Source organism: Bacillus sp. 22475 (assembly GCF_052044835.1).
In the GTDB taxonomy this organism is placed as follows: Bacteria; Bacillota; Bacilli; order Bacillales; family Bacillaceae_G; genus Bacillus_A; species Bacillus_A cereus.
Genome location: NZ_JBQENW010000005.1, coordinates 266,906 through 285,814, shown reverse-complemented (window position 1 = coordinate 285,814; position 18,909 = coordinate 266,906). Strand labels below are relative to the sequence as shown.

Sequence of the window (18,909 nt, the reverse complement as noted above, 5' to 3'; positions counted from 1 at the left end):
CCTTCCTTATATCTCCAATAATTACTTAACAAAAAATCATTGGAATTTATCTATTTATTTTATATTCACACCAAAATATCTCTGTTTATTCTGCTAATGTTTTTCCTACCTATTGAATAGTAGTTCACTTTATATTCTTCTATGTTTTCTAAATCAAAACAATTTCTACCATCATATATATTTGGTATTTTCATTTCTTCTACGAAGCTTTCTATACTTAAAGATTTAATCTCGTTCCATTCAGTTAAAATAAACACTGCGTCAGTATCTTTTATTGTTTCAATTGGGTCCTCAAAATATCTTACTTTTGGTGATAGTACTTTTTTTGCATTCTCAATAGCAACAGGATCATATGCTTTTACTTCTGCTCCCATTTCTATAAGTTCTGGTATAATTGCCAATGAAGCAGCCTCACGAATATCATCCGTATTTGGTTTAAATGCAAGACCTAATATTCCTATAGACTTCCCTTTTAAAGTTCCAAAATCTTCTATAGCTTGATTTAAAAGCCTTCTCTGCTGTTTATTATTAAACTCAATTACAGCACTTAATAAAGAAAAATCATAATCCACATTTTCTGCAATTTTTCTTAAGGCCTTTGTATCTTTTGGAAAACAAGATCCTCCATATCCGAGTCCAGCTTTTAAAAACTGATTCCCTACTCGGCTATCTAATCCCATTCCATATGCTACGCTCTCTACATCTGCCCCTACTTTTTCACAAACATTAGCAATCTCATTGATAAAACTAATCTTTGTAGCTAAAAATGCATTTGATGCGTATTTTATCATTTCTGCACTATTTATATTCGTCATATAGATAGGTGTATTAAAAGGTTTATTAATTTCTTCAATTATCTTTCCAGCCTCTTTATTATCTGCTCCAATTACAATACGATCTCCATTAAACACATCCTCAATGGCAGAACCTTCTCGTAAAAACTCTGGATTTGAAACAATCTGAACAACTAGTTCCTTATCGCTTAAATTCTCCTCGACATACGCTTTAATTTTATGGTTTGTACCAACTGGTACCGTACTTTTCACTACTATAACTACATTTTTTGTAATTGAATTCGCAATATCCTCACAAACTTTATAAATATATGATAAATTTGCTGAACCATCTTCTTTTTCTGGCGTACCAACTGCAATATAAATCACATCAGCATCTCTATAGCTATTATTATTCGCTACTTCAAAAGACAGTGTGCCTTTATCTAGATTATCTTTAATTAATTTTTCAATCCCTGGTTCATAAATTGGTGAAATACCCTCTCGCAATTTATGAACTTTCATTTCATCAATATCTAAACATGTAACATTATGACCAATTTCAGCCAAAGAAACTCCTGAAACTAAACCAACATATCCTGTACCAACTACTAATATTTTCATTTTCCAATCTCCTTACACTAAATAATTAGTATGCACCCTTACTTAATAAAACATTTTTTACTGTTAATAGTAAAATTTTAATATCAAACCAAACAGATGCATTATAAACATAGTATAATTCTAAATCTACACGCTCAGGGTAACCTACATCACTTCTACCACTTACCTGCCAATAACCCGTTACCCCTGGTTTTACAGATAAAAATTCATGTACTTTCTCCTGGTACTCCTCTAACTCCTCTACAACTACTGGGCGTGGGCCAACTAGACTCATTTCCCCCTTTAATACATTAAGAAATTGTGGGATTTCGTCTAAGCTAGTTTTTCTTAAAAATCGGCCTAACCCAGTAATTCTTGGGTCTTCATGTTGTTCTAATTTGTAATTATTATCTAAATATTTCCTGTATAATTCCTTATTTTTCTTTAATTTTTCTTCTGCGTTTACAATCATAGTACGAAACTTATATATTCGGAACTCTTTACCTTTTTCGCCTATCCTTACCTGCTTAAAGAAAACAGGACCCTTATTTTCTCCTAGTAAAAACAAAAATGGAATTACTATAAAAAATGGAGAGAAGATAACTAACCCAATAATAGCTCCTATAATATCTAAAGCTCTCTTAATAAAAACATAGGATGTACTTTTCTTTTTTATATGTACTTCCTCATTCTCTAAAATTTCAACTTTAGCCAATGAAGTTTTACTCAATTGACACTCCCCCAGTTAAATTATTTTTAATTACTATTTTTTAATACTTCATTCATGTAAGAGATCATATCTTCTTTTAAATTTATATCTTGCAAGGCAAATTCTATTGTCGTCTTAATAAAGCCAAACTTCTCGCCTACATCATAACGAATACCTTCAAAGTCATATGCAAATACACGTTGAATTTCATTTAATCGTTGAATCGCATCTGTTAATTGAATTTCCCCACCTGCACCTGTTTGTTGACTTTCAAGGAACATAAAAATTTCTGGTGTTAATACGTAACGACCCATAATCGCTAAATTTGATGGTGCTGTCCCTTGAGCCGGTTTTTCAACAAATTGACGCACTTGATAGCTACGATTCTTTTGTTCAATTGGGTCAATAATCCCGTAACGATGTGTTTCATTTTCTGGTACCGTTTGTACACCAATAACGGATGATTGTGTACCTTCATATTGATTCATTAATTGGCGCAAACATGGTGTTTCTGCTTGCACAATATCATCACCAAGTAATACTGCAAATGGTTCATTTCCAATAAACTTACGTGCACACCATACTGCATGCCCAAGTCCTTTCGGTTCCTTTTGTCTTATGTAATGAATATTAATTCTTGAAGAAGCTTGTACCTTTTCAAGCATTTCATACTTTCCTTTTTCTAAAAGGCTTTGCTCAAGCTCGAAAGAATGATCAAAGTGGTCCTCAATGGCACGCTTTCCTTTTCCAGTAACAATAATAATATCTTCAATTCCTGATTCTATTGCTTCTTCCACTATGTATTGAATTGTGGGCTTATCGACGATTGGTAACATTTCTTTTGGCATCGCTTTTGTTGCTGGTAAAAATCTTGTCCCAAGACCAGCCGCTGGAATAATTGCCTTTCTTACTTTTTTCAATTATGACCCTCCGCATTTAAATATTTATATGTAGCAATAACAAAAACCCTACTTATAGGGTCGTCTTTACAACTCCATAAGTAGAGTTTCTAACATAAATAAATTATGGGCATCTAACCCACCCTCACGTCATACTCCCGACGACAAGCGTCTAAGGTAGGCTCGAAATAAAAATTTCTACCCACAGCACGACCGAGTGCCCCCGTTGATAACGGTTAGGAGACATCACCAATTCTCTATTTAGAAAATACCAAACAATTTTTTACGCCGAATTTGTTCTGGATCTTCTTTATAAATTGCTTTCCCGCTAATTACTAAGTACGGATTTTCTTTCAAATCACCCATAACATTCATTCCGAATTCTTTCTCGATTAATTCATAGCTCTCTGCTAAATAAAATCCTCTTGACGTTGTGTTATGTGCATCTGATGCGATCATATGTGTTAAATTATGTTCCACAAGCTGTAGTGAGAATTTTTTAATCTTTTTACCAAATTTCCCAAGCAAACTACCTGCTGTTACTTGTGTTAATGCACCTTTATTTACAATGTTATATAACTTATCTGGCCGCTCGATTAACTCGGCATTACGTTCTGGGTGAACGATAATTGGAATCATTCCCTTTACACGTAATTCGTATAATAATTGTTCGGCATAACGAGGTACGTGATTCGACGGAAATTCAATGAATATATATTTATTTGTTTCATTTAAAGTAACGATTTTACCAGCTTCATAGTCTTCTAATAAATCACCATATAACCTGACTTCTTGTCCCGGTAAAATAGTAAGTGGGATATTATGTTGTTGTAGTTCATCATTTAATTGTTTTACGTGATGAATAATTGAGGTACGTTCATTTACATATTTTCCATTTTGATGGTGCGGCGTTGCGACAATTGTATGTATTCCTTCTGACACGGCTTGTTGTGCCATCGCTAAACTATCGGTTACTGTTTGTGCACCGTCATCGATACCAGGTAAAATGTGACAATGTAAATCTATCATTTGTTTCATCCTCCCTCTCTCATATAAAGATCTTTTTCCCTTGAATATGAGAGATTTCTCATATTCAAGGGAAAAAAGGAGATATGTTTCAACCATATCTCACTCTTTTAATTAGTTTGCACCGTAATAATAATATAATCCTTGTTCACGTTCACGGTCATTTAGAACGACACCTAACAATTTACCTTTAGCCGATTCTAACAATCCTTTTGCTTTTACCGCTGTTTCTTTCTCTGTTGATTCACTACGAACAACAAGAATAGAAGCATCACATACATTTGCCATAATTTGTGCGTCGGTAACAGCTAAAATAGGTGGCATATCAAAAATAACTAAGTCGTACATGCTGTATGCTTGTCCAAGAAGCTCTTTCATTGATTTTGAACCTAACAATTCGGCCGGATTTGGTGGGATTGGACCACAAGCTAAAAAGTGTAGATTATCAACTAATGTTGTTTGCACACATTTTTCTAAACGTTCACTATGTGTTAATACATTCGTGAGTCCAAAAATATTATCTACTTGGAACATTTGATGCATCGCCGGCTTACGCATATCAGCATCAATTAATAATACTTTCTTTCCTTGTTGGGCAAACACAACTGCCATATTAGCTGTCGTTGTGGTTTTCCCTTCACTTGGGTTTGCAGACGTGACCATTAATGAATGTAAATTCGTATCAATAGCCGCAAATTCAATATTCGTTCGAATATTACGATATTGTTCTGAAATTGGTGATTTCGGTTGTTGATGAGCAATTAATTGACGACGTTGACGATGATTCTTTTTCTTTTTAAATAAATTAAGAGCCAATTGTTTGTCCCCTCACTTTTCTTGATGATGGAGCGTGTGATTTCACGTTCATTGTTTCTTCATCCATACGAGCTACAATTCCTAATACTGGTAAGCCAAGTAAGTTCTCTACATCTTCTTCTTTTTTAACGGTGTTATCTAAGTATTCTAATAAAAATGCAAGGCCAACTGAAGCCATTAAACCAACAACGAAAGCGATTGCCACATTTAACATTGGGCGTGGTTTAATTGGTGATAATTCTTCTGATAACTCAGCCTTAGAAAGTACCGTAACATTATCCACACTCATAATCTTCGCAACTTCGCCTTTAAATACTTCTGCAGTTGTGTTAGCAATATCACGAGCTAATTTCGGATCTTTGTCTTGTGCAGTTACCGCTACGACTTGTGAATCTTTTTCATTAGCCACTTCGATTTTTTTGTTCAATTCTTGTGTTGTTATGTTCAAACCTAATTTTTCTTTTACTTGGTCCAAAATAACAGGGCTTTTTATAATAACCTTATATGTATTTGTTAATTGAATATTTGTTTGTACTTCATTGTACTGAATTGCTGCACCTTCTTGCTTCTTCTGGTTAACAAGAATTTGCGTCGAAGATTGATAGATTGGTGTCATGAAGAAAAAGCTAATGATAGCACTTACAATAGCTGCACCAAAGGCGATTACGAGGATCATTGCTAAACGTTTTTTTAAGATATGAAATAACTCTTTTAGACTAATTGTTTCTTCCATAGGTTCCTCCAACTTTCTAAAATTTACACATAGGAAAAATTATAACATATAAATCTTACATTTTTTATTTTTAATAATTCAGTTCTGTATTTGTTCACAAGAAACAAGTTTAATCTTACAAAATAATCTTAAATATGACAACACATTCCAATCATTTTCCAAAATTTTTATTTTATCACGTTTTTTACACTGTGTAACTTGATAAAGAATTTTCAGAAAACAATAAAAAGCTAACAAAATTTTTGTTAGCTTTTTATATTTTAGTAATAACCATACTGTTCTTTTTCTTCTCTTTTATCGTTTAAAACGACACCTAGTATTTTGCCTGATGCTTTATCTAATATTTGTTTCGCTTTTACGATTTTATCTTTTTCCGTCTTTTCACTTCGTACAACGAGTACGATTCCATCACATTTATTCGCAAGTATTTGTGCATCTGTAACCGCAAGGACAGGTGGTGTGTCAATTAATATAATATCAAACATGCTATATGCTTCTAGTAATGCCTCGTCCATTGCCCTGCTCCCTAATAGTTCTGCTGGGTTTGGCGGGATTGGACCTGCTGCCATTAAGTATACGTTCTCTATATCTGTTTTTTGAATGCATTGCATAAGTTTTGCTTGTCCTGATAATAAGTTCGTTAACCCATTTGAACTATGAATGGCAAATAAGTTTTGTAACGTCGGCTTACGCAAGTCAGCTCCAATTAATAAAACTTTCTTTCCTTGTTGTCCGAAAACAACTGCTAAGTTTGCGATTGTTGTTGTTTTCCCATCACCTGGATCTGCTGAAGTAACAATAATAGAACGAACATGATTATCTACAGATGTAAACTCAATGTTTGTACGAATGTTACGGTATTGTTCTGTAATACGCGATTTAGGCTCTTTATGTGTAATTAATTGTCGTAATGGTTTTCTTTTCTTTCTCCCGAACATATTCATAATCTCCTTTTGTGAAATGCGACATTTCCCTTTTCTCTCTCTTATGCTCGATTTCATACGTCTAATTAATATTCTTGCTGATTTCCCCACATTTCATCATAATCAATAACATTCTACTTTGTCTTATTTAAGTACCTTAACAATATGACAATGCCCTTATTTCTTTATTACCTTTATCACTTATCCTGTTTTCTAGATAAATAATAAAGTAAGTATATGGTAATTTCCATCTATTTACAAGTAATTTTCTGATTAGTTTGTATATTATTGTTTCATCGTTATATATCATAAATTAAAAAATCTCCTTGTCTTTTCACAAGGAGATTTTTTAGTACTATCTATTCTTTTTTATCACCAATCGCAAATGTAATTTCTGCCTCACATGCAACTTCACCATCTACTGTTGCGATTGCTTTTCCTTTTCCAATTGGGCCGCGTACGCGTGTCATTTCTACTTCTAGACGAAGCTGATCACCTGGGCGTACTTGTTTTTTGAAACGGCAATTGTCGATACCTGCAAAGAAAGCAAGTCTTCCGCGGTTTTCTTCTTTCTTTAATACTGCAACTGCTCCGACTTGCGCTAATGCTTCTACAATAAGTACACCAGGCATAACTGCATAGTCAGGGAAGTGTCCGTTAAAGAATTCTTCGTTTGCGGATACATTTTTAATCCCAACCGCTCTTTTGCCTTCATCTACTTCTAATATTTTATCAACAAGTAAAAATGGATAGCGGTGAGGAATGATTTCTTTAATTTGTTCTATATTTAGCATGTAACAATCGCCCCTTTTGTAATATTGGTCTTACCACTTGGACATATTGCTATTATCCCATTTTGTTTATTGTTTGTCATTACAAAGTAACATTTTATATTTAGCACAACTTCCTAAAAAAAATGCACACACTCTATCCCATTAAAATAGTTGCACATTTTTGCAACTGACACGGAGGTAGAAAAGAGTGTATGCCCAAATTAGGGAAAGGCAATATGTATTGAAACATTATTTGCCTTAATGTCGTATTCGACTCATTATATTATAAACGTTTTCAATTAAGGAAATATTAAATTTAACCATATATATGAATATTTTACCTGTTTCCTTCATATTTCTCTATTTTCCTTCCATTTTCGCAAAAAACAAAATAAAAAAATATAAAAACGAAAAAAAGAACTAAGGCATTAGCCTTAGTTCTTTCAAATTATCTCAAAGCACGCTTTGGTAATCTGTCGATATTCTCTAACATAATACCTGTACCAACCGCAACGCAGTGCATTGGGTTTTCAGCAATTAATACTGGTACTTTTAGTTCTTCTGCTAGAAGCATGTCGATACCATGTAGTAAAGCTCCACCGCCTGTTAGAATAACACCGCGGTCGATAATATCTGCAGATAATTCTGGTGGTGTGCGCTCTAATACGCCTTTTGCAGCTTGTACAATAACAGCTGCATTTTCTTTTAATGCTTCTGTAATTTCTTCAGAGCATACTGTAATTGTACGTGGTAAGCCTGTTACCATGTCACGTCCGCGAATTTCAAGTTCTTCGCTACGTGCACCTGGGAATACTGTACCAACTTTAATTTTAATATCTTCTGAAGTACGTTCTCCGATTAATAGCTTATACTTACGTTTAATATAGTTTAAGATCTCCATATCAAACTTATCGCCAGCCATTTTGATAGAGGAAGAGGTAACAATATCACCCATAGATAGTACAGCGATATCTGTTGTACCTCCACCAATATCAACAACCATGTTACCGCTTGGTTGGAAGATTTCCATACCAGCACCAACTGCGGCTACTTTTGGTTCTTCTTCTAAAAATACTGTCTTACCACCTGAACGTTCAGCAGCTTCACGAATTGCTTTTTGTTCTACTGATGTAATATTTGTTGGACAACAAATTAAAATACGAGGTTTTGAAAAGAAGCTCTTTACGTCCAATTTGTTAATGAAATACTTTAACATTGCTTCTGTAATCTCGAAATCTGCGATTACACCATCTTTAAGTGGACGAATTGCTACAATATTACCAGGCGTACGTCCCACCATACTTCTCGCTTCTTCACCGACTGCTAATACTTTACCACTATTACGATCAATGGCCACAACAGATGGCTCATTTAATACAATACCCTTACCTTTAACATGAATTAATACGTTAGCCGTACCTAGGTCAATTCCGATATCTCGCGCAAACATTCCCGTTTTTTCCTCCTCGATATTCAAAATCAGGTTACACCCGAATTCTTTTCACCTAATTTCTGATTTTATCATAAATTTAACAGAAACGTAATATTCGCAAAAAGAATTCTTCTGAAAAATATTACCGAATGTGAACGGAATGTTTGCTACTGTAACATTATTGACGTACAGGCTTCTCTACATCTTCTTTTCTATACTTTTGCTTTGTTGCTTCTCCACCTCTTAAATGACGAATAGACTTATGATAATCAAGAATTTCTTTTACTTCATTTGCGAGCTCTGGATTAATCTCTGGTAGACGTTCTGTTAAATCTTTATGGACTGTACTCTTTGATACCCCAAATTCCTTTGCAATGACACGCACTGTCTTTCTTGTCTCCACGATATACTTACCAATCTTGATAGTTCTCTCTTTGATGTAATCGTGCACACCACTCGCCTCCCTAATTTGGATGTGAGAAGGGTGAAATGAGCCTCGCTGCATACGACTAAGAAGTAAGTGTGAGTGCTGTTTGTAAGCGTTAAACATTCTTGGATTTATAATGAAATGATTCACGATTTCTCACCTCAAACACTCTCTTTGCTTTGGTTTATACCATTGTATTGCCCGCACTACTGATATATGCTACATGTTCACTATTTTTGCGGACTAAGTTAAGAAAAATTACGTTTTTTTGTGAGAAATACGTTAAAACTGACTATTATGGCCAAAAAAAATGACACCTTGTATAAAAGGCGTCATTCTTCTCGTTCCAATTCTTCTTCTAACAACTGATGGTGGGGAACCTCTTTCTTACCGGCAATATAATAATATAAAGTGAATAAAACAAACAATAAAATAATAGCAGTCGACAGAACAAACAAAAATGACACAGTATCCCCTCCCTTTTGTAATATATATTCGAGAATCTCGTCATTTTTCCTTGTTTTTACAACTTTTTTCTCGAAATTGATTATTTTTATATAAAAATAAAAAAATCAGCTCCCCTAGTGAGAACTGATTTTTTCACTTTATTATTCTTGTGAAGAAGAATCGTTAGATGATTCTGTAGAACCGTTTGTTGATTTTTCTTCTTTCTTCGGTTCTTCTTTTTTGTCACTAGTTGAACCGCTTGTTGATTTCTCTTCTTTTTGAGACTTGTCTTCTGTTTTATTTTCTGGTTTCGTGCTCGTTGACTTCTCTTCTTTTTGAGATTTGTCATCAGCTTTTTTACCAGAAGCATTCGTAGCCTTTGCAGCACCTGCATCAGCTTTAATTTCTGTTACTGATTTATTTAAGTAACGTTCAGGGTTCACAGCCACATTGTCTTTACGTACTTCAAAGTGAACGTGAGAGCCTGCCTCTTTATTCATTGCACTTAGACCGGATGTTCCTAATACTTCACCTTGTGCAACTCTTGCACCTTTTTCTACTTTCACACTGCCTAAGCTTTGATAAGATACCGCTACACCATTTCCACTATCAACTGTTACAACATAACCAAGAAGTGAATCTTTTTCAGCTTTCGTTACTGTACCACTTAAAGCAGCGGCAACATTGAATTCTTTTCCATTCTTCGCAGCAATGTCAATTCCTTTGTTTGGGGAATATGTGTTGTTATAAAAGACAAGTGCTTTTTCTTGTTCCGCCTCAGTTGCTGCATCTTCATAGAATTTCTTTTGTACGACTACTTCCGCATTCGCGGCAGCTGGCATTTTCACTACTTCTGAAGATTTCGTTACTGGTACTGCTGGATCTTCCGATTGTGTATACGGTGTTGCTTGATCGTGGTTTGGAGTCTTCTTCGGATTAGCTCCTTGGAACCATAGCGCAACCATTAAGATTACCGCTGCACAAGCAATGTATAGTGCCGGAAACACCCATCTTTTTTGAAATAAATGTACTACCTTTTGCGACTTTTTATTATTTCTTCCTCGCATTCCATCATCACCTCAGCAATCATTTTGAACAATATTCACGTATCCTATACAACGTATAACTAATTACTTTTCGACAAAATTTGTAAAAATATGTATAAGAAATGTAAAATTTCCGAGGAAATGATAGAAAAAAGAAAAAACTGAGCGTTTCGGCCCAGTTTTTAGTCCATTTGTTTCTTCTTATATACGATTAAACATGCAATAAGCGCAATAATAAGCCAAATTGCAACATTTAATACATGCCCACTAATACTACTAAACCCCGCCCCACCTACTAAGCTGTTAAGTGCTTTCACAATATGAGATGTTGGAAGATATCCAATCATCGTCTTAATTACTTTATTTTCAACCATTGGCTCAAACTGTACAGCCAAATACATCGTCATTAATATCGGCATTCCAATTATTGATGTTTGTGGTACAGATGCAGCTAACAATCCAATCATTGTTCCAATCACAATAAATAGAATTGTTCCACATAAGAAAATAAATCCTAGCAATAATAGATTTCCACTGAATTGATCCAAAATAAATAAGTTCACAATACAAATGCCCAATGTCAAACATGCTGTTAATATACTTTTTCCAAGTAGAACTTCAACCGAAGATGCTGGTGATAGCATTAATACACGCAATGTATGTTTTTCTTTTTCTTCTGCAATTACCATAGATTGAACAAAGCCTGCGACAAATAGGAAGGCCGTTATAGTAGTAATGCCTAACATTTCCTTTCCCACTCCAAATCTGCTAAACAAAAATGAAAGTATAATTGGTAAAAATGCCATTAACAACACTTGTGAATTTGTCTTAAAATCTTGTACTTCTTTTCTAAAAATAGCTGATACACGTCTCATTGAAAAAGTCATTATAATCCCCTCCCAGTAACTTCAATAAAGATATCACCTAGCGTTGGTTCGTGTGAATGAATGGATAGTAATTCTCCTTTGTTCATCCATTCTGAAATACGTTTTGCACCTAATTCATCTTTTTGCACTACTTCTTTTTGTTTATCTTTTAATACGACCTGTATTTGATCCTTAGCGTATTGTAAGCGTAGGTTCTCTGGAGTATCCAGCGCTACAATTTCTCCGCCACAAAGGAAGGCAATACGGTTACAAAGCGTTTCTGCTTCATCCATGTTGTGAGTCGTTAAGAAAATTGTCGTTCCTTCTTCATTTAAGTCTTTTAAGATTTTATGAATGTTTTGTACGTTTACTGGATCGAGTGCAGATGTTGGTTCGTCTAAGAAGAGGATATCTGGTTTATGAAGGATTGCTCTTGCCAGTGTGACGCGTTGCTTCATTCCCTTTGATAGTTTCTTTACTGGTGTTTTTTTATCATCTAATAAATTTACTTGTGTTAGTACTTCATCGATTCTTTCTTTTTTACAATCGTATAAGTCACAAAATAATAATAAGTTATCATAAATGCTAAGTCTTTCATATAAGCCGCTGTTATCTGTTAAAATACCAATTCGTTTGTAATCGATGCTACTTGGTCCTGTAATATCTTTCCCTAATACTCTTACCGTTCCAACACTATGAAGCAATTGAGAAGTTAAAATTTTTACTGTTGTCGTCTTACCAGATCCACTCGGTCCGAGGAATCCGAATATCTCTCCTTGCTTCACCTCAATATTTACATTTCGAAGTGCCGTTTTTCCACTGAAACTTTTCATTACATCTTTCATTTCAATTGCCAATTTCATTTCTTCATCCCCTTTGTTTTTCTTCTTTATAGATGAAAGTCGCTTTAGCGCTTTTCGTTTGTTTGTTTCGCTTTTCTTGACTCAATCATATGAAAAACAAAGGGTTTACGCAGTAAAATACCGGTAAAAGGAGTATTTTTACCGGTGAATGAATCGCATGTTGAGCTTATTGGAGCACTTTTTATAGCCCAATCACACCTTTTAATTCATCCATGCGTCCTTTTGAAAGCGGAATTGAACTTTTTCTTTCGTCATCCAAAATTAAACTGAAACTGTTACGAGTCCAAGTAATCACTTCTCGTACTCTTTGTAAATTTACAAGGTACGAGCGATGACATCTAAAGAAACCAAAACCTGTTAATCTCGCTTCTAGTTCGCTTAATGTTAATGCACATACAAAATCCCCTTCACGAACGTGAATATGTGTCACTCCGTTTTGCGTTTCAATGAAATGGATTTCCATCGGATCAAGTAAAATGATTTTATCGTTCACTTTCGCAGGTATTCTTTCTAACTTCATTTGCGGAATTATTTGAACGACCTTCTCTTCATCGACTTTTTCTGCTTCCTCTTGTTCAATTTCTACTTTTTTCACACCATCATTGTTTAGTATATATACATCTTCCGTTAACGAAAGGGCATCCGATAGGAAAGATGACGTAATAAAAATCGCCTTTCCTTGTTCTTTCATTTTCATGATTGCTTTTCGAATAATAACCGTACTCTCTATATCTACATTTTGCTCTGGCTCTTCCAAAATAACTAAATCCGGATTATGAATCATCACTCGCCCGATATGAAGACGGCGTTTCTCTGAAAATGATAATTTTTCTATTTTAACGTTTAGTTTATCTAGGAGACCAACAGACTGCACAACTTCTTCTATACTTATCTTTGATTCATAAAGCCCTAATAAAAATTTAAAGTATTCTTTCACCTTCAAACGATCATATGCCTCATCTTTCAAAAAACAAAAACCGATGCGGGAATAATTTTTCTTTCCAATTGCTTCCCCTTCAAACAGTACATTGCCAGTCGACGCCTCTTCTTCACCAATAATGATGCGGTGTAACACTTTAGCTGTATGATTATTGCATTGCAAAACAATACATTGTCCCTTCTCCACCTCTAGCTCAATTGCCGGTAACTGGTTCGCCTTCCCTAATTGTTTCAACTCTAGTAACGCCATTTCATTTCCCCCAAATGCCTTTTTATCCTATTATATCAAACAGTTAATGGAAAATTATGATATTTTAAACAGAAAAAAATAGGTGCCAGAGTTCTGACACCTATTTCTTCACCATCAATTTTCCTTCATAATCATTCATCGTCTTTATTTCAACGCCTTTATAGTAATGAGCGACGATATCTGTATATTTCTTTCCTTCCGCTGCCATGCCGTTCGCCCCGTATTGACTCATACCAACGCCGTGACCGAAGCCTTTCGTCGTAACGATGATTTTATCTCCTTGTTGTTTCCACGTGAAATCAGAAGAACGTAAATCTAACTTTTCACGAACTTCTTTTCCTGTTAATGTTTTTCCTTGAAAAGCTACATCCTTTACGCGCTTTCCTTCCGTAAGGTCTTTAATGTTTCCAACCTTCCCGTCTGCTAGCACCTTCACACCGAGACGTTTTTGAAAATCAGCTACTGTAAATGTTTGCTCGCTCGTAAATTTCGGGGAAGCTTGATCCCACGGACTATCTACACTCTTTAAGTACGGATAATCATTTCCCCAGTAATCAGCCGCATTTTCTGTTCGGCCATTACTCGTTGAAAAGAAGGATGCTGAAATTGGTTTTCCATCATACGTTAAAACTTGTCCTGCTGTTTTCGAAACAGCTTCTTCGATTTTCTTCAAATTATTTTCGTAGTTATTGCCCCATTGCTTCTTCAATTCATCTTTGCTTTTGTACACTTGATCTTTCACCGTATCTGTCACGTCTGCATTATTTTTCTTTCCTCCGCTTAGCATACGTTGTACTACAAATGTTCTTGCTGCTAATGCCTGTGCCTTTAGTGCCTCTATTTCAAAACTGGCATTCATCTCAGAAGCTACTACACCGGTCACATACTCCTCCATAGGTAATGATTCTACCTTCTTTTGTTTCTCACGATATACAGCAACTTGAACCGCTGTATCTACTTTTCCTGGAGCTGGTATACTTTCTATCGCTGGAGGAGTTTTAGAGGCCGTTTCTTCCCCTACTTTCGCTTTCGCAAATGGGATAACAAGGGCTGCAGGTACAATGATAACGAGCGCTATTAAGAGCGCTACTGTAATAAAAAGTGGCTTTGAAAATTTCATCCTATTTTCCCCCAATATAAAAGCTTTACTCCATTCATTCTTATGGAACAACTCTTTCTTTTAGAACATACTTAAGGGGAAGAGCATAAAACGGAAATTTTCTAAATATTTTTACTGGTACGTGCATAAGTATAGAATTTATTGACTATAACAGTAATAACCCAAAAAAATAGCCCCTATGTCAAAAGACATAGAGACTATTTCAATTAAGCGTGAAGATCAGAAACTTCTTGTTCTTTCACTTCTTCTACTTTTTCGTTTACACGTTCAATAGTTGCACCTAATGCAGCTAATTTCTTATGGAAATCTACATAACCACGGTCAAGATGTTTTAACTCAGTTACACGAGTATAACCTTCTGATACTAAACCAGCTAAGATTAATGCAGCTGCAGCACGTAAATCAGTTGCGCCTACTTCAGCACCTTGTAAGCTGTTTGGACCGTTCATAATAACAGAACGACCTTCAATTTTAATATCAGCATTCATACGACGGAATTCTTCAACGTGCATAAAGCGGTTTTCGAATACCGTTTCTGTAATCATGCTTGTTCCATCAGCTTGTAGTAATAATGCCATCATTTGTGATTGCATGTCTGTTGGGAAACCTGGGTGAGGCATAGTTTTAATATCAACCGCTTTTAACTTATCTGGGCCGATAACACGTACACCTTCGTTTTCCTCAATAATTTTAACACCCATTTCTTCCATTTTCGCTGTAATTGAGCGTAAATGTTCAGGTACAGCATTTTCAATTAAGATGTCTCCACCAGTAATTGCTGCTGCAACCATGAATGTTCCCGCTTCAATACGGTCAGGAATAATAGAGTGGTTTGCACCATATAATTTATCAACGCCTTCGATACGAATCGTTCCAGTTCCAGCTCCGCGTACTTTCGCTCCCATCGCATTTAAGAAGTTAGCTAAGTCAACGATCTCTGGTTCTTTCGCTGCGTTTTCAAGAATTGTTGTCCCTTTTGCTAATGTAGCTGCAGACATAATGTTTTCTGTCGCGCCTACGCTTGGGAAGTCTAAGTAGATTTTAGCTCCTTTTAGTTCTCCCTCAACATATGCCTCAACAAAACCGTTACCAACCTGTACTTTTGCTCCCATTGCTTCGAAGCCTTTTAAATGTTGGTCAATTGGACGTGAACCGATTGCACATCCACCAGGAAGTGCAATACGAGCACGACCGTTACGTGCTAATAATGGTCCCATTACTTGAACAGATGCACGCATTTTACGTACATATTCAAATGGTGCTTCAATGTTTAGTTCTTTAGAAGAATCGATTGTTACTTGATTATTTTCAAATACGACTTCAGCATTTAAATGACGTAATACCTCATTAATTGTGTATACATCAGACAAAACTGGTACTTCAGATAGTACATTCTTTCCATCACTCGCTAATAGGGCTGCAGCGATTATAGGTAATACAGCATTTTTTGCGCCCTCAACACGCACTGTGCCGTTTAACCGCTTTCCGCCACGGACGATGATCTTTTCCAAATTATTCCCCTCCGTGTCCTTTTTTCAGTATCTATTCACTCAATACTCAGAAGTTATGATCGGTGTGCCAACCACAATTGTATCTTTGTTGTCTGTAGAACGTATTGCTATTTGCACATTTATTTTCTCTCTATTTGTTGAAAGAGCGTCATCCCACTTTTTATTGTATGCGGAGACTGACACAAATGCTCTTTCTTCTACTTGTTCGATCGCTCTTGCTGAAAGATCTTTCAAAACCTGATTGGTTTTATTTTGCAAAACACCTTCAATCTTATCATTCAGTACACCTTGAACACAAGTGTAAATTATAGGTTTTTCACTAAAAATTTTATTTACTTTTTGAACATACTTCGGGTCCCATTTCGCTCCACTTACTTCAAAGATAATGAAAGTGTTTTCTTTAGTATTTTCTTTACTCCAAGTTACTACTACTCGTTCTTCATGAGAAGCAAACTTTTTATAGGATGTAGCTTTATATCCATCTGGAGATTGCTCTACTTCCCACTTTTGAATATTTGCCTTGTCCTTCACATCGTTTAACAACTTTTGAAACGTATGTATATTAGAAATTGTTTTTGTTTCTCTAGCTAACCATGACCATTTTTCTACTTTAGCATCATTTTTCTCTAAAGCCTTGATCATGCTCTCCATTTTCTGTTCATCGCTTATCGGTTTCATCTCTCTATATCCAACCAAAAATAAAACAACACTAAGTGCAACAATAAGAATGGCTTTAAGCTTCAATTTCATCCCCTCCTATCCCCATTGTTAACGGAGATTTGAGGTTCTATACACTTACTTTACTAAATACGTTAAACTCTTCGAATAGCCTAAATAATCAAGGAAAAAGTTACTTACAGATGTCCCAATTGCAATTGTAATTAAGATGAGTAATACTCGCGTCTGCAGCACTTTTCCGGACTTCATTAAACGCTCAATGTGAATGCCTTGCAAAGCCCACCACGTAATGGTAATAAACAATAAATGCGAAACAATGGCAATCAGTGCTTGTTGCCCTAAAAGTTGTGCCAAAAAATCGACCCCTTTTTACTCAGCTACTACTTATGAAAGAATATAAAAACGATACCATAATAAGTAGGAGCCACACTTTTTCAAATGCACATAGACATCTTACATTTTACATCGTGATTTTCTTTCAAAAAACGTATATCTACATTGCAAGTTAACACAAAATAAAAAGCGCAGAGTACTGACTCCACACCTTTTATTTTCACTATTGTACCACGTTCCCTAAGAAGAAGAAATCTTTCATTAATGGAAAATATTCATAAAAGAAATTGTACCCAATCATCGGCATAATCCCTAGTATTACAATCGAAATTGCACAAAGGCTCATAACAACCTTTATATTTAATGGTAACCGTATCCTCTCTTCTGTCTCTCCGGTGCGGAAAAACATTTGTTGTAAAATACGGAAATAATATACGAATGAAACAACTGTCGTACCCATCATAATCGAAGCTAGTACGTAATGTGCTGGCTCTACATGAAGCGCGCCTAAAAAGATGTTAATCTTTCCAATGAAGCCAACCGTCCCTGGTATCCCGGCCAGCGATAAAATAAAGATTGTCATCATGATCGCTGCAAATGGTGATTTCTTATATAATCCGGTGAAAATCGTTATATTTTCCTTATCGTTTTGTAAGATTAAGCCGTGGATAATGGCAAACGCGCCTATATTCATAAGCATGTATGCCAACATATAAAACCACATGCTATCCAGCGTAAATGGTGATAATGCCACAAGTGGAACGAGCAAATACCCAGCATGCGCAATGCCTGAATAAGCAAATAAACGTTTTATGTTGTATTGTTTTAACGCGACTACATTCCCAACAATCATCGTAATACTTGCTAGCACCGCAATATATATACTCATATGCCCATATAAAGATTGCATATCTCCTTGTATTAATACACTTGCAAAAACCATAAGGAACAAACGAATAATGAGTAGGAACCCAGCAATTTTAGAAATCGTTCCAAGAAAGGCAGTAACAGGTGTAGTCGCTCCTTCATACACATCAGGTGCCCACATATGAAACGGCACTGTGGCAATTTTAAATGAGAGACCGACTAGCAATAAAAGAAATGCGAGTGCTAGCAATAACTGAATACCACTAGCGAGCTCCCCAGTGAGTACATTTTGCATATCTACAATGTTAGTTGAACCTGTAATACCGTATAAATAACTCATTCCGAAGAGCGTAATCGCCGTTCCAATTCCTCCGCTAATGACGTATTTCATTGCCGCTTCATTTGATGCACGGCTCTTTTTTCGTATTCCTACTAAAATATAAGAAGAAAGTGAAAGTAACTCTAAACCAACGAAAAGGGTGATAAAGTCAACACTAGAAGCCATGAACATCGCACCAAGAAGTGCCATTAAAAATAAGTAATAATATTCGCCCTTATCTTCAATCGGATTCTTCTTATCATCGCTCATTGCGATGCATAAAATGAGAGCTGAGGCGCCTAATAACAACGTTTTAAACCCTTTTGAAAATCCATCTAACACAAACGATCCGTTTAAAATATCTCCAGCTGGTTCGCTATATAGCGTAATTAATGACACAAGTGCTAATACGATGGCAGCGATCGCACCAAGAGCTACATATCTATGATTCAGCTTAAAAAACAAATCACATATGGAAAGAAGGATGGCGGCCCCGAGAATAATAAATTCTGGCACCATTAGATGCCACGATAAGCTAAGTAACGTATTCATATCC

Annotated in this window: 20 protein-coding genes; all 20 read right to left on the bottom strand. The window is 35.6% G+C overall.

Going from position 1 to position 18,909, the window contains the following annotated elements:
• Nucleotides 1–65: 65 nt before the first annotated feature.
• The 20 genes from ACTJJY_RS11505 to nuoN all read right to left on the bottom strand — a co-directional run bounded on the left by ACTJJY_RS11505 (nucleotide 66) and on the right by nuoN (nucleotide 18,905).
• A complete protein-coding gene (locus ACTJJY_RS11505; protein ID WP_075676668.1) occupies nucleotides 66–1,397 on the bottom strand; it encodes a UDP-glucose dehydrogenase family protein in 1,332 nt (443 codons plus the stop codon).
• Nucleotides 1,398–1,422: 25 nt separating this feature from the next.
• Nucleotides 1,423–2,076, bottom strand: coding sequence for a sugar transferase (locus ACTJJY_RS11500; protein WP_440605549.1), 654 nt, complete (start codon nucleotides 2,074–2,076; stop codon nucleotides 1,423–1,425).
• A gap of 56 nt (nucleotides 2,077–2,132) precedes the next feature.
• Entirely contained in the window at nucleotides 2,133–3,005 is an 873-nt protein-coding gene (galU, locus tag ACTJJY_RS11495; protein ID WP_440605537.1) for a UTP--glucose-1-phosphate uridylyltransferase GalU, read from the bottom strand.
• 240 nt (nucleotides 3,006–3,245) lie between these two features.
• Nucleotides 3,246–4,013, bottom strand: a complete 768-nt coding sequence (locus ACTJJY_RS11490) for a tyrosine-protein phosphatase (protein ID WP_440605536.1) — start codon at nucleotides 4,011–4,013, stop codon at nucleotides 3,246–3,248.
• A gap of 111 nt (nucleotides 4,014–4,124) precedes the next feature.
• Complete coding sequence (locus ACTJJY_RS11485; protein WP_016099316.1) at nucleotides 4,125–4,826, bottom strand: CpsD/CapB family tyrosine-protein kinase; 702 nt, start codon at nucleotides 4,824–4,826, stop codon at nucleotides 4,125–4,127.
• Nucleotides 4,816–5,559: a YveK family protein gene (locus ACTJJY_RS11480; RefSeq protein ID WP_060634685.1), complete on the bottom strand. Its 744-nt coding sequence runs from the start codon at nucleotides 5,557–5,559 to the stop codon at nucleotides 4,816–4,818. The genes ACTJJY_RS11485 and ACTJJY_RS11480 overlap by 11 nt, the downstream gene beginning before the upstream one ends.
• 260 nt (nucleotides 5,560–5,819) lie before the next feature.
• On the bottom strand, nucleotides 5,820–6,497 hold the full coding sequence (locus ACTJJY_RS11475) for a CpsD/CapB family tyrosine-protein kinase (protein ID WP_440605535.1): 678 nt from the start codon (nucleotides 6,495–6,497) through the stop codon (nucleotides 5,820–5,822).
• A gap of 344 nt (nucleotides 6,498–6,841) precedes the next feature.
• Complete coding sequence (fabZ, locus tag ACTJJY_RS11470; RefSeq protein ID WP_000931959.1) at nucleotides 6,842–7,276, bottom strand: 3-hydroxyacyl-ACP dehydratase FabZ; 435 nt, start codon at nucleotides 7,274–7,276, stop codon at nucleotides 6,842–6,844.
• 427 nt (nucleotides 7,277–7,703) lie between these two features.
• Nucleotides 7,704–8,705 carry a rod shape-determining protein gene (locus ACTJJY_RS11465; protein ID WP_000457978.1) on the bottom strand — a complete coding sequence of 334 codons (1,002 nt, stop codon included), beginning with the start codon at nucleotides 8,703–8,705 and terminating at the stop codon, nucleotides 7,704–7,706.
• Nucleotides 8,706–8,865: 160 nt separating this feature from the next.
• Entirely contained in the window at nucleotides 8,866–9,138 is a 273-nt protein-coding gene (gene spoIIID, locus ACTJJY_RS11460; RefSeq protein ID WP_000544012.1) for a sporulation transcriptional regulator SpoIIID, read from the bottom strand.
• A 308-nt stretch (nucleotides 9,139–9,446) separates the two neighbouring features.
• Nucleotides 9,447–9,581 (bottom strand): hypothetical protein, encoded by a 135-nt coding sequence (locus ACTJJY_RS11455; protein ID WP_000008903.1) that lies wholly within the window; start codon nucleotides 9,579–9,581, stop codon nucleotides 9,447–9,449.
• 141 nt (nucleotides 9,582–9,722) lie between these two features.
• Nucleotides 9,723–10,628 (bottom strand): M23 family metallopeptidase, encoded by a 906-nt coding sequence (locus tag ACTJJY_RS11450; RefSeq protein WP_001214922.1) that lies wholly within the window; start codon nucleotides 10,626–10,628, stop codon nucleotides 9,723–9,725.
• Nucleotides 10,629–10,789: 161 nt separating this feature from the next.
• Nucleotides 10,790–11,494 carry an ABC transporter permease gene (locus ACTJJY_RS11445; protein ID WP_000144445.1) on the bottom strand — a complete coding sequence of 235 codons (705 nt, stop codon included), beginning with the start codon at nucleotides 11,492–11,494 and terminating at the stop codon, nucleotides 10,790–10,792.
• Complete coding sequence (locus ACTJJY_RS11440) at nucleotides 11,494–12,336, bottom strand: ATP-binding cassette domain-containing protein (protein WP_440605534.1); 843 nt, start codon at nucleotides 12,334–12,336, stop codon at nucleotides 11,494–11,496. The genes ACTJJY_RS11445 and ACTJJY_RS11440 overlap by 1 nt, the downstream gene beginning before the upstream one ends.
• 181 nt (nucleotides 12,337–12,517) lie before the next feature.
• The gene (locus ACTJJY_RS11435) at nucleotides 12,518–13,525 is read right to left on the bottom strand and encodes a LytTR family transcriptional regulator DNA-binding domain-containing protein (RefSeq protein ID WP_053563319.1); all 1,008 of its coding nucleotides are present in this window, start codon (nucleotides 13,523–13,525) and stop codon (nucleotides 12,518–12,520) included.
• Between the two features lie 100 nt (nucleotides 13,526–13,625).
• Nucleotides 13,626–14,645, bottom strand: a complete 1,020-nt coding sequence (gene spoIID / locus ACTJJY_RS11430; RefSeq protein WP_000672651.1) for a stage II sporulation protein D — start codon at nucleotides 14,643–14,645, stop codon at nucleotides 13,626–13,628.
• A gap of 206 nt (nucleotides 14,646–14,851) precedes the next feature.
• The gene (murA, locus tag ACTJJY_RS11425) at nucleotides 14,852–16,156 is read right to left on the bottom strand and encodes a UDP-N-acetylglucosamine 1-carboxyvinyltransferase (protein WP_000411275.1); all 1,305 of its coding nucleotides are present in this window, start codon (nucleotides 16,154–16,156) and stop codon (nucleotides 14,852–14,854) included.
• 39 nt (nucleotides 16,157–16,195) lie between these two features.
• Nucleotides 16,196–16,900 carry a YwmB family TATA-box binding protein gene (locus ACTJJY_RS11420; RefSeq protein ID WP_000767913.1) on the bottom strand — a complete coding sequence of 235 codons (705 nt, stop codon included), beginning with the start codon at nucleotides 16,898–16,900 and terminating at the stop codon, nucleotides 16,196–16,198.
• Nucleotides 16,901–16,951: 51 nt separating this feature from the next.
• Complete coding sequence (locus tag ACTJJY_RS11415) at nucleotides 16,952–17,188, bottom strand: DUF1146 family protein (RefSeq protein WP_000057889.1); 237 nt, start codon at nucleotides 17,186–17,188, stop codon at nucleotides 16,952–16,954.
• Between the two features lie 202 nt (nucleotides 17,189–17,390).
• The gene (gene nuoN, locus ACTJJY_RS11410) at nucleotides 17,391–18,905 is read right to left on the bottom strand and encodes an NADH-quinone oxidoreductase subunit NuoN (RefSeq protein ID WP_440605548.1); all 1,515 of its coding nucleotides are present in this window, start codon (nucleotides 18,903–18,905) and stop codon (nucleotides 17,391–17,393) included.
• Between the last annotated feature and the right edge of the window lie 4 nt (nucleotides 18,906–18,909).